The organism is Herbaspirillum sp. 1130, assembly GCF_017833835.1.
In the GTDB taxonomy this organism is placed as follows: Bacteria; Pseudomonadota; Gammaproteobacteria; order Burkholderiales; family Burkholderiaceae_D; genus Herbaspirillum; species Herbaspirillum huttiense.
This window is the reverse complement of the sequence record NZ_JAFICQ010000002.1, coordinates 632,835-644,654: the sequence shown is the minus strand read 5'-3', so window position 1 is coordinate 644,654 and position 11,820 is coordinate 632,835. Positions and strand designations below refer to the sequence as shown.

The following is an 11,820-nucleotide window of genomic DNA, read 5'->3' as shown; positions in this document are numbered from 1 at the left end:
ATGCAGCGACTCCACCTCCACCTGCCCGACGAAGCGGCCACCGCCCGCCTCGGGGCCGACCTGGCCCAGGTGCTGGCGCCGGGCCTGGCGATCTACCTGCACGGCGACCTCGGGGCCGGCAAGACCGCGCTCACGCGCGCCCTGCTGCACGCGGCGGGCTACCAGGGGCGGGTCAAGAGCCCGACCTACACGCTGGCGGAGCCTTATGAAGTTTCCTTCGCAGGCCGCATGGTAACAGTCATCCACTTCGATCTGTACCGCATGGCCAGCCCGGAAGAATTTCTCGATGCCGGTTTTCGTGAACATTTCAACGAAAACTCCGTCTGTATCGTCGAATGGCCTGAAAAGGGCGATCCGGTGTTGCCGCCACCGGACATACACGTCAACCTGTCGCTTGCAGGGGACGGTCGTGATGTAGAATTGCGTGCGTTGTCCGACAAGGGTCATCAATGCCTCGCTCGACTGAAATTCGCTCCCAACCTGTGAAGTCCAAAACCCGCCGCACCATCCTCAAAGCCGGCGGCGCCCTGTTCGTCTCCGTCGTCACTCCCCTGCCCGCTCTGGCTTCGCAGATCCTGGCCGTGCGTGTCTGGCCGTCCGAGGACTACACCCGCGTCACGCTGGAAAACGACAGCGACCTCAAGGTCACCCACTTCGTGGTCAAGAACCCGGAGCGCCTGGTGGTGGACATCGAGGGCATCGACCTCAACAGCACCCTGAAGGACCTGGTCGCCAAGATCCAGCCCAACGACCCCTACATCAAGCAGGTACGCGTGGGCCAGAACCGGCCCAGCGTGGTGCGCCTGGTGTTCGACCTGAAGGACGAGATCAAGCCGCAGGTCTTCACCCTGGCCCCGGTGGGCGAATACAAATACCGCTTCGTCATCGACCTGTACCCGGCCGCGCCGCCCGATCCGATCGCCGCCCTCATCCAGAAGGGCGAGTGGAACAAGGAAAGCCCGGCCACCCCGCCGCTGGCGCAGGCACCGACCGCACCGCCCAAACCCGATCCGGCCCCGCTGGCCGAGATCAAGCCGCAGCCGGAAGACAAGTCCGAGCGCAACCCCAAGGTGGTGCCGGACGAGCCGCGCATGCAGCTGACCCGCATGATCACCATCGCGCTGGATCCCGGCCACGGTGGCGAAGACCCGGGTGCTACCGGCGCGCGCGGCAACCGCGAGAAGGACGTGGTGCTGTCCATCGCCAAGCGCCTCAAACGCAAGATCGAGCAATACCCCAACATGCGCGTCATGCTGACTCGCGACGCCGATTTCTTCGTGCCCCTGGGCCAGCGCGTGGTCAAGGCGCGCAAGGTGCAGGCCGACCTGTTCGTGTCGATCCATGCGGATGCCTTCGTGCAGCCGACGGCGCGCGGCTCTTCCGTGTTCGCCCTGTCGGAAAAGGGCGCCAGCTCCACCGCCGCACGCTGGCTGGCCAACAAGGAAAACTCGGCCGACCTGATCGGCGGGGTCAACATCAAGACCCATGACCGCCAGCTGGCCAGCGTGCTGCTGGACCTGTCGACCACGGCGCAGATCAACGACAGCCTGCGCGTGGGCAATGCGGTGCTGAAGGAAATCGGCGGCATCAACAAGCTGCACAAGGGCGCGGTGGAACAGGCCGGCTTTGCCGTGCTGAAGGCACCGGACATTCCCAGCATCCTGATCGAGACCGCCTTCATCTCCAACCCGGAAGAAGAAGCCAAGCTCACCGACGAGCGCTATCAGGAGCAAATGGCCGATGCCATCCTCACCGGCATCCGCAACTACTTCGCCAAGAACCCGCCGCTGGCCAAGAACCGGCTGACCTGAAGTAGCGTTTCAGGCGGCAGACAACAAAAAACCCGGTCCTGCTCTGGCAGACCGGGTTTTTTGTCGGGTGCGGCGTCGGTGCACCGGGGACGCGGCGCTCAGGCGTTGCTGACCTTGCGCTTGCCGCGCAATTTGCGCCACAGCTGCCACAGCGCCCCCAGCACGATGGGGATGACGGCACCGACCAGGCCGATCAGGACCAGGGTATTGAGGTTCTCCCGCACCACCGGAATATTGCCGAACAGGTAGCCCAGCACCACCAGGCTGACCACCCACAGGAAGGCACCCAGCACGTTGAACAGCTGGAAGCGCGCAAAGCTCATGGCCGAGACGCCGGCGATGAAGGGCGCAAAGGTGCGCACGATGGGGGTAAAACGGGCGATCACGATGGTCTTGCCACCGTGTTTCTCGTAGAAGCTGTGGGTCTTGCGCAGGGCGTCGGGGTTGAGCCAGCGGTAGTTGTGGGTATAGACGCGTTGCCCGACCCAGCCGCCGATCCAGTAATTGAGCGTGTTACCGGCCACCGCGGCGGCGATCAGCAGGCCCATCAGCAGCCAGATGTCCATGGCCCCCAGCGCACAGAAGGTACCGGCGATGAACAGCAGCGAATCCCCCGGCAGGAAGGGCAGGACCACCAGCCCGGTTTCACAGAAGACAATCAGGAACAACACCGCATAAATGAGCGGGCCGTACTGCTCGATCAGGACGCCCAGATATTTGTCCACGTGCACCAGCACGTCCAGCCACTGCAGATAATCCATAAAGCCCAATCTTTGGTGATTCATCAAGGCCGGGGCTCCCCATCGCCGCGCGGCCGGATATTTCCCTTCTGCAACTCCGTCGGGACCTATCGCACAGGCAAAGCGATCTCGCGCACCTGCGCAGGCATCATACAACACTCACCCCGCCGCAACTCAAGAAGCCCCGATACCGGCCGATAAAATCCTTGAGGAAACTTGCCGCAAGAAGATCCTCACACAAGCTCGCAGAGCGTTGTGTGGCGGCCCGGCGAGGCCGCTGCCCGCACGCACAACCGGAAGGATTTGGCATATGATCAAAGTCAGATTCGTTCAGTTTTGATGTGCCGAATATGCATCATCGAGCATGTTCTGCGCCTTTCCGCGGCGCGGTCGCTGGCGGTGAGGCAGACGGGACGGCGCTGACGGACGGGCAAATGGAAGCCACCGGGGGAAAACGGGGAACCCGGGCAATCGCAACTCCGCACTGCATGAGGCAAGACGCACGGGCGTCAATACCGGCCAGAGGGGGCGCTGTATGGGGAGCCAGGAGTCATTCGTGGGCCAGTTCGATCATCCGTCGCAGCCGCAGGGGGATCATCAGCGCCTGCGCGAGGAGGAACGCGAGGCGCTGCTGGGCGCGCTCTGGCGTTCCATGGCCATTCTCGAATTCGCTGCCGATGGCAGCATCCTCGATGCCAATGACAAATTCCTCGGCATGCTGGGCTACCAGCGGCATGAAGTGGTGGGCCAGCATCACCGCATGCTGTGTGACCCGCTCTCTGTCGAGACCGAGGATTACCAACGCTTCTGGCAACACCTGCGCCAGGGCGAGGTGATCGCCGGTACGCTGCAGCGGCGCAGAATCGACGGCACCATCGTCTGGCTGGAAGCCCTGTGCAGCCCGATCCTGGATGGCAGCGGCCAGCTGCGCAAGGTGATCTCGGTGGCGGCCGACATCAGTTCGCACATCGACGATTCGCATCACGGCAACAATGTGCTGAGCGCCCTGAACCGCTCGCTGGGCGTGGTCGAACTCTCGCCCCAGGGCGTGATCCTGGCGGCCAACCGCAACTACCTCAAAACCATGGAATACCTGGCCGACGACCTGATCGGCCAGCCGCACAGCGTGCTGTGTCCGCCCGGCTATGCCGACAGCGAGGAATACGCGATCTTCTGGCGCGACGTCTGCAGTGGCCGCTTCTTCTCCGGCCGCTTCCCGCGCCGCACGCGCAGTGGCCGCACGATCTGGTGGGAAGCCACCTACTCGCCCCTGCTCGATCCGCAAGGCCGGGCCGAGCGCGTGATCTGCATCGGCAACGACGTCACCTACCGCGTCACCCGCGAAAAGAGCGACCGCGAACACCTGCACCTGCTCTCGCTGGGCATCAACGAAACCGACAATGCCGTGCTCATCACCGACGAGCAGAACCGCATCGTCTTCCACAACACCGGGTTCACCCGCATGCTGGGCTTCCAGAGCCAGCAGACCATCGGCAAGCTGCCGCGCGAGCTGTTTGCCAATCACCCGAGTTTCGTCAAGTCGATCGAGCGCTGCCATGGCGAGCTGCTGCAGGGACACAGCTTCCACACCGAGGAACTGATCCACGACCTGCACGAACAGCCGGTCTGGATCTCGGCGGTGGTCAATCCCATCCTCGACGTGCAGGGCAAGCTCATCAATGCGGTTTGCGTGATGACCGACATCACCAATACCAAGGTCCATGAAGTCCTGCAGTACCGCGTCCTCAACGCCATGGCCCGCGATTCCTCGCTGGCCGAGCAGATGAACCTGCTGTGCGAGGAAGTCGAGCGCGTCGCGCCCGAGGTGATCGCCTCGGTGCTGCGCGTGGATGAACAGGGCCGCCTGCATACCCTGGCCGCGCCCAGCCTGCCGGAAGCCTACACACGCGCCATCGAGGGCATCCAGATCGGTCCGCTGGTGGGCTCCTGCGGCAGCGCCGCCTATACCGGCGAGAGCGTGATCTCGGAAGAGATCGCCACCGATCCGCATTGGGCCGACTACAAGGAAATCGCCTTGAGCCACGGCCTGCAGGCCTGCTGGTCGACCCCGATCAAGTCGGCCGATGGCAAGGTCATCGGCACTTTCGGTTTCTACTATCGCCAGCCGCGCGCGCCGAGCGCCTTCCACCACCTGCTGGTGGATGCCGGCCTGCATCTGTGCGCGCTGGCCATCGAACGCGAAGCTTCGCGGGCGCGCATCCACCAGCTGGCGTTCTATGATTCGCTGACCGGGCTGCCCAACCGCAGCCTGCTGCTGGTACAGGCCGGGCAGGCGATCGCGGCAGCCGAGCGCAACCGCAGTATGGTGGCGGTGATGTTCATCGACCTTGATCGCTTCAAGCAGGTCAACGATTCGCTGGGCCACCAGGCCGGCGATGAACTGCTGCGCACGGTGGCCACGCGGCTGCAATCACAGGCGCGCCGCTCGGACATCGTCGGCCGTCTTTCCGGCGACGAGTTCGTGGTGGTGCTGACCCAATACGACACCGACCACCTGACCGAAGTGGTCAAGCGCATCCAGGAACGGCTGGCCATGCCCTGCCACATCAACGGCACGCCGCTCAACCCCTCGGCCAGCATCGGCGTGGCGATCTTCCCCGACAACGGCCACGACATCGAGACCCTGCTGCATCGCGCCGACATCGCCATGTACCAGGCCAAGGCCGTGAACCGGGGACGTTTCAGCTTCTTCAGCGAGGAGATGAACAGCCTCGCCCAGGAACGCCTGGTGCTGGAAGGCGCGCTGCGGGATGCCTTGCGCGGCGGCAGCTTCGAGCTGCACTTCCAGCCGCAGATCAACCTGCACGACCTCAGCCTGCACGGCGTGGAAGCGCTGGCCCGCTGGCACGATCCGCAACTGGGGCAGATCTCGCCGGGCCGCTTCATCCCGATTGCCGAGGAATGCGGCCTGATCGGCGAACTGGGCAAGTGGGCGCTGGAAGAGGCCTGCTTCCAGCTGGCTGACTGGCGGCGGCGCGGGATCCAGGTGCCGTCGGTTTCGGTGAACCTGTCGGCCACCAATTTCCACGATCTCGACCTGCCGCAATTTCTCACTGGCCTGCTGCGCCGCTACAGCCTGGCACCGACCGACCTCACGCTGGAAATTACCGAGACCGTGCTGATGGATACCAACCCCAGCACCAACCAGACCATCGCCGCCGTGCATGCACTGGGCATTCCGCTGGCCATGGATGACTTCGGCACCGGTTATTCCAGCCTCGGCTACCTGCGCAAGCTGCCAGTCTCCGAACTCAAGCTGGACCAGAGCTTCGTGCGCGACATGGCCAAGGACGCGGCGGTGAGCGCCCTGACCAATGCGGTCATCCGCATCGGCGAAAGCCTCAAATTGACCGTGGTGGCCGAAGGTGTGGAAGATGCCGACCAGTACCGGCTGCTGATCAGCCAGGGCTGTGACGTGGCGCAGGGCTATTATTTTTCGCGGCCGATGTCGGCCGATCAGCTCGAAAGCTGGGTGCGGGATTACCGTGGCGAGAATGCCGCTCCGCCGGGGGCGACAGGACCGCGCGGCTGAACTTGGAGAGAAGTAAATACAAGCAGGCAAGAACAATCGAAAGTTCCATGCAAAAAAGGCACTTTCTCGCCGGAAAAACAACAGCACAGTTACATGTGGGCGCAAACATTCGAAGTATTTTGATGCAGCGCAAAATGCTGACGATATACTGACTCGCTTCCCCGCAAGTACCGTGATTTCAGCATGAACGTTGGGCCTCCCTGCAAGGAAGGCCCCTGACGTGAGTGACCGCGTTGCATTGCCGTTTCGGCAATCTGATGCAGCATGCCGCTCCTCCGGCCAAGCTGTCATCGGTGCGCAGGCACTGTGTTGCAGGACCTTCCGGAAGACGGAAAGAAGGAGGGCAAACGATGGCGAGATGAGCGCGTAGTCAGCGATCGCCATCGGTCCTCGGATGGTTTTGGTTCGGTATTTGTTTTTCCACACCCTTTGACTTCAAGAACAACAACAGCCATGGCTAATGCAATGTCTGATGCGCGCGGCGCATCTCTGTTTCATCGCTCGGTCGGTGCAAAACTGACTGCCATGACGGTAGCCCTGGTGGGCATCGTCTTCGTGATCGCACTGATGCTGATCACTTACTCCGCTTCACGCATGGTGGAATCGCGCTCCATCGAACAGATGGGCAACGACGCGCGCGGCGTGGCCAACATGGTGGGCATCTTCGACCGCTCGGTGAACAGCCAGGTGGACCGCTTCTCCACCATGTTCGACAAGGAATTCGGCAAGCTCACCCTGGACGAAAGCCGCACCGTGCAGATTGGCGACCGCGCCACGCCGGTGCTGTCCAATGATGGCCGCGAACTGAACCTGGATTTCTCCATCCCCGACCGCTTCACTGCCCACACCGGCGTGACCGCCACCATCTTCGCCAAGACCGGCGATGACTTCGTGCGCGTGTCAACTTCCGTCAAGAAAGAAAACGGCGAACGCGCCGTCGGCACCCTGCTTGACCGCGCCCATCCCGGCTATGCCGCCCTGAAGTCCGACAAGAGCTACAGCGGCCTGGCCACTCTGTTCGGCAAGCAGTACATCACCAAGTATGTGCCCTTCAAGAATGACGCTGGCCAGATCATCGCGGCGCTCTACGTGGGCATCGACATCTCGGCCGACGTGAAGGCGCTGAAGGACCAGATCAAGTCGCTCAAGATCGCCGAGACCGGCAACTTCTACGCGCTCAATGGCCGCGAAGGCAAGGACCAGGGCGTGATGATTGCCGGTGCCCCGCGCGAAGGCAAGGAAGAAGGCGGCAACCTGATCGAGGCCAAGGATGCCGGCGGCGACACCTACATCAAGACCCTGGTGCAGCAGAAGGAAGGCCAGCTGCGCTACACCGGCAGCGATGGCCGCCAGAAAATCGCGGTCTTCACTCACTATGCCCCGTGGAACTGGGTCATCGTCGGTGAAGCAGCAGTCGATGAGATCACGCGCGAAGTCAATTCCATGCGCAATCTCTACATCGGCCTGGGCCTGCTGTTCCTGGCGGTGCTCGGCGCGATCCTGACGGTGATGATCAACCGCATGATCACCCGTCCGCTCGATGCGGTGTGCAATGCCGCCGACCGCATCGCCGGCGGCGACCTCACCACCCGCCTGCACGTGCACAGCAGCGACGAGATCGGCCGCCTGATGGGCGCCTTCAACGGTATCAGCATGGGCCTGTCGGAAGTGGTCTCCAGCGTGCGTGCCGGGACTGAGGAAATCAACACCGCCGCCAGCGAGATCGCCGCCGGCAACCTCAATCTGTCCTCGCGTACCGAGCAGCAAGCGGGTGCCCTGGAAGAAACCGCCTCGGCCATGGAAGAGCTGACCTCGACCGTGAAGCAGAATGCCGCCAACGCGGTTCAAGCCGATGAACTGGCCGGTTCCGCTTCGGAAGTGGCCAGCCACGGCGGCGACGTCGTGGGTCAGGTGGTGCAGACCATGGATGCCATCAACAGCTCCTCGCAACGCATCGTCGACATCATCAGCGTGATCGATGGCATCGCCTTCCAGACCAACATCCTGGCCCTGAACGCGGCGGTGGAAGCGGCCCGCGCCGGTGAGCAGGGACGCGGCTTCGCCGTGGTCGCCACCGAAGTGCGCACGCTGGCCCAGCGCAGCGCCTCGGCCGCCAAGGAAATCAAGGAACTGATCGACGCCTCGGTGCAGACCGTGGCCGGTGGCGGCCAGCTGGTCTCCCAGGCCGGCAACACCATGAATGACGTGGTGGCCAGCGTGCAGCGCGTCTCCACCGTCATCAGCGAGATCACCACCGCCAGCCGCGAGCAGAGCGAAGGCATCGACCAGATCAACCGTGCCATCGCGCAAATGGATGAGAGCACCCAGCAGAATGCAGCGCTGGTGGAGCAGGCCGCAGCCGCCGCGCAATCGCTGCAGCAGCAGGCCGAGCGCCTGGCTGCCGCAGTGAGCACCTTCCGTGTGTAAATCGTTTATATCGTTTGCATGATTTTCTGCGCGGCGATCCGCGGATTGCCCTGCAGAAAACCCTGATCGCATCAGCTCCCAAGAAGCCGCCCCCGGGCGGCTTCGTCACATCCGGCCCCTGGCGTCGGCAGGTATAATCCCGCCATGAACGCACCGCACTCCTCCCCCGCTTCCGAACCGGCTGCCGCCCCGTCTCACCGCCCCATCCAGGCCCTGCCCGATCAGCTGATCTCGCAGATTGCTGCTGGCGAGGTGATCGAACGTCCTTCCGCCGTGGTCAAGGAATTGCTGGAGAACGCGCTCGATGCCGGCTCCACGCAAATCACCGTGCGCCTGGAGCAAGGCGGCGTCAAGCGCATCGCCATCACCGACAACGGACGCGGCATTCCACCGGAGCAATTGCCGCTGGCACTGGCGCGCCATGCCACCTCCAAGATTGCGTCGCTGACCGATCTGGAGAATGTCTCCACGCTCGGCTTCCGGGGCGAGGCGCTGGCCTCGATTGCCTCGGTGGCGCAGCTCACGGTAACCAGCCGCACCGCCGATGCCCCGCATGCATGGGAAATCACTGGCTCCCAATTTGGTACCGTGGCCCCGGCCTCAGGCGCACAGGGCACGACCATCGACGTGCAGGACCTGTATTTCAACACCCCGGCGCGACGCAAATTCCTCAAGTCCGAACAGACCGAATACGGCCACTGCGCCGAGGTCGTGCGGCGTATTGCGCTGGCGCGTCCGGATGTGAGTTTTTCGCTGTCGCATAACGGCAAGACGGTCGATCACTGGAACGTCGGTGAATTCGCCAAGCGCAGCGCCCACATCCTCGGCGACGAATTCGCCAACGCGCGCCTGCCGCTCGACGAGAGCGCGGGCCCCTTGCGCCTGCATGGATTCGTCGGCCTGCCGACGGCCTCGAAGGCACGCGCCGATGGCCAGTATTTCTACGTCAACGGCCGCTTCGTCCGTGACAAGCTGCTCACCCACGCCGTGCGCGCCGCCTACCAAGATGTGCTGCATGGCGACCGTTACCCGGCCTATGCGCTGTCGCTGACGCTGGACCCGGCGCTGGTGGATGTGAACGTGCACCCGTCCAAGATCGAAGTGCGTTTCCGCGACAGCCGTGCGGTGCACCAGTTCGTATTCCACGCGGTCTCGCGCGCGCTGGCGCAGACCTCGGCCGTATCCTTCGGCAATCTGCCGCAGCAACAGACCGAGAGCGCCGAGGGCGCGCCCGCTCCCGCCAGTGGCCCGAATGCCCCGCTGCCCTGGATGCGCGAACAGAAACAGCAGAGCTTCTCCGCCCAGTTCGCCGAACAACCGCGCCCGTTCTCCTTTGCCGGCAACGGCGGACCGGGCAGCGGCGGCTTCGGCGTACGCCAGGACCGCGCGGCCTACGGCAACATGTTCCGCAGCGAGCCTGCCGGGCAGAGCGACAGCGGCAATGCGGCGGCAGGCTTCAACAGCGCAGCCTTCCAGTCCGCTGCACAGCCCGCCGCCCCCCTGCCGGACGGCGACTTCCCGCTCGGCTTCGCGCTGGCGCAACTGCATGGCATCTACGTGCTGGCGCAGAACCAGGCCGGCCTGGTGGTGGTGGACATGCATGCCGCACATGAACGCATCCTTTACGAACAACTGAAGACCGCGCTCGATGGCAACGAGATGTTCGTGCAGCCGCTGCTGATTCCGGTCACCTTCTATGCCGATCCGGTGGAAGTGGGCACGGTGGAAGAACATCAGGAAACGCTGTCGGCCCTGGGCTTCGACATTGCCGTGATGTCCCCGACCACGCTGGCCGTGCGTGCCGTCCCGGCGCTGCTGAAGAACGCTGACGCCCAGACGCTGGCACGCGACGTCCTGCGCGATGTACGCGAGTACGGCGGTTCGCGTGTCTTGCTGGAGCGCCGCAACGAACTGCTCGGTACGCTGGCCTGCCATACGGCGGTGCGTGCCAATCGCAGCCTGACGCTGCCGGAGATGAATGCGCTGCTGCGCCAGATGGAAGCCACCGAACGTTCCGACCAGTGCAACCACGGCCGTCCGACCTGGACGCAGATGGGCCTGTCGGATCTGGACAAGCTCTTCCTGCGTGGCCAGTAAGGATCGTGCGATGACCCAGCAACTGCCTCTGGCGCTGGCCATCATGGGCCCCACTGCGTCCGGCAAGACTGCCGCTGCGCTGGAGATTGCCCGCCACCTGCCCTGCGAAATCATTTCCGTCGATTCGGCCCTGGTCTATCGCGAGATGGATATCGGCACCGCCAAGCCCAGCCCGGAAGAGCTGGCGGCCGTGCCGCACCACCTGATCGACATCATCGACCCGACCGAAGCTTACTCGGCCATGCAGTTCCGCCAGGATGCGCTGCGGCTCACGCTGGAGATTGCATCGCGCGGCAAGCTGCCTTTGCTGGTGGGCGGCACGATGCTGTATTTCAAGGTGCTGCGCGACGGGCTGGATGAGCTGCCGCAGGCCGATCCGGCATTGCGTGCGCAACTGGATGAGGAGGCGGCACGGATCGGCATGCCGGCCATGCATGCGCGCCTGGCGACGCTGGACCCGGTCACGGCTGCGCGACTGAAGCCGACTGACAGCCAGCGCATCCAGCGTGCGCTGGAGATCAGCTTGCTGACGGGGCAGCCGATGTCGTCCTTGCTGTCGCAGAAGCCGCCTGAGCCGCTGCCGTTCGAGATGCTGCCGCTGGCGCTGGAACCGGCGGATCGTGCGGTGCTGCATGAGCGCATTGCGCTGCGTTTTGATTTGATGCTGCGAGGTGGCGCGCTGGAACGTGAAGTCGCCGCTTTGCGTGCGCGGGGCGACCTGCATCTGGGGCTGCCGTCGATGCGTTGTGTGGGGTATCGCCAGATGTGGGAGTACCTGGACGGCAGCATCGATGCCACGGCCCTGCGCGAGAAAGGCATTGCCGCCACGCGCCAGCTGGCCAAGCGCCAGCTGACCTGGCTGCGTTCGATGCCGGAGCGCATCAGCATCGACTGCAACCGCCCGGAGGCCACCGCCGAGGTGCTGGCGCGGGTGCAGCAAGCCTTGGCGGAACGCCGCGCCGGATGAGCTGCCGGCGCCTGTGGATAAAATTAAGAGGGAAATGCGGAAAAAGTATTGACAGAAGGCGATTGGACCTCTATAGTCTCGGGCTTGCCTCCTGGTGATATAGCTCAGCTGGTTAGAGCACAGCACTCATAATGCTGGGGTCGGTGGTTCAAGTCCACCTATCACCACCAGATACCCGTCGCTGCATGTGCAATCATGCGTATGCGGCGCCGTCCGAAAAACCCG

The 11,820-nt window shown here is 63.8% G+C and carries 7 protein-coding genes and 1 tRNA gene; 7 read left to right on the top strand and 1 reads right to left on the bottom strand.

The genetic code is table 11. The features are described from left to right. Both tsaE and JOD78_RS11720 read left to right on the top strand, forming a co-directional pair. Positions 1 to 486, top strand: a complete 486-nt coding sequence (tsaE, locus tag JOD78_RS11725) for a tRNA (adenosine(37)-N6)-threonylcarbamoyltransferase complex ATPase subunit type 1 TsaE (RefSeq protein WP_039790104.1) — start codon at positions 1 to 3, stop codon at positions 484 to 486. Continuing rightward, positions 450 to 1,811 carry an N-acetylmuramoyl-L-alanine amidase gene (locus JOD78_RS11720; protein WP_209567987.1) on the top strand — a complete coding sequence of 454 codons (1,362 nt, stop codon included), beginning with the start codon at positions 450 to 452 and terminating at the stop codon, positions 1,809 to 1,811. The genes tsaE and JOD78_RS11720 overlap by 37 nt, the downstream gene beginning before the upstream one ends. 98 nt (positions 1,812 to 1,909) lie before the next feature. Here JOD78_RS11720 and JOD78_RS11715 read toward each other — a convergent pair whose 3' ends face one another. Next, entirely contained in the window at positions 1,910 to 2,572 is a 663-nt protein-coding gene (locus JOD78_RS11715) for a VTT domain-containing protein (RefSeq protein WP_209567989.1), read from the bottom strand. A 514-nt stretch (positions 2,573 to 3,086) separates the two neighbouring features. Between JOD78_RS11715 and JOD78_RS11710 the strand changes: the two genes are divergently transcribed. From JOD78_RS11710 to JOD78_RS11690, 5 genes are all read left to right on the top strand, one after another. Next, positions 3,087 to 6,104 (top strand): EAL domain-containing protein, encoded by a 3,018-nt coding sequence (locus tag JOD78_RS11710; protein ID WP_209567991.1) that lies wholly within the window; start codon positions 3,087 to 3,089, stop codon positions 6,102 to 6,104. 453 nt (positions 6,105 to 6,557) lie between these two features. Next, positions 6,558 to 8,531, top strand: a complete 1,974-nt coding sequence (locus tag JOD78_RS11705) for a methyl-accepting chemotaxis protein (RefSeq protein WP_134135389.1) — start codon at positions 6,558 to 6,560, stop codon at positions 8,529 to 8,531. A gap of 144 nt (positions 8,532 to 8,675) precedes the next feature. Then, positions 8,676 to 10,628, top strand: coding sequence for a DNA mismatch repair endonuclease MutL (gene mutL / locus JOD78_RS11700; protein ID WP_209567993.1), 1,953 nt, complete (start codon positions 8,676 to 8,678; stop codon positions 10,626 to 10,628). A 10-nt stretch (positions 10,629 to 10,638) separates the two neighbouring features. Then, entirely contained in the window at positions 10,639 to 11,595 is a 957-nt protein-coding gene (miaA, locus tag JOD78_RS11695) for a tRNA (adenosine(37)-N6)-dimethylallyltransferase MiaA (RefSeq protein ID WP_209567995.1), read from the top strand. 93 nt (positions 11,596 to 11,688) lie between these two features. After that, a tRNA-Met gene (locus tag JOD78_RS11690) sits at positions 11,689 to 11,765 on the top strand. Positions 11,766 to 11,820 lie beyond the last annotated feature (55 nt).

What these genes read in the sequence shown, in the direction of transcription:
- JOD78_RS11715 (WP_209567989.1), bottom strand. Translation starts at nt 2,572, where the DNA reads ATGGATTATCTGCAGTGGCTGGACGTGCTGGTGCACGTGGACAAATAT.
- tsaE (WP_039790104.1), top strand. Translation starts at nt 1, where the DNA reads ATGCAGCGACTCCACCTCCACCTGCCCGACGAAGCGGCCACCGCCCGC.
- JOD78_RS11710 (WP_209567991.1), top strand. Translation starts at nt 3,087, where the DNA reads ATGGGGAGCCAGGAGTCATTCGTGGGCCAGTTCGATCATCCGTCGCAG.
- mutL (WP_209567993.1), top strand. Translation starts at nt 8,676, where the DNA reads ATGAACGCACCGCACTCCTCCCCCGCTTCCGAACCGGCTGCCGCCCCG.
- JOD78_RS11720 (WP_209567987.1), top strand. Translation starts at nt 450, where the DNA reads ATGCCTCGCTCGACTGAAATTCGCTCCCAACCTGTGAAGTCCAAAACC.
- miaA (WP_209567995.1), top strand. Translation starts at nt 10,639, where the DNA reads ATGACCCAGCAACTGCCTCTGGCGCTGGCCATCATGGGCCCCACTGCG.
- JOD78_RS11705 (WP_134135389.1), top strand. Translation starts at nt 6,558, where the DNA reads ATGGCTAATGCAATGTCTGATGCGCGCGGCGCATCTCTGTTTCATCGC.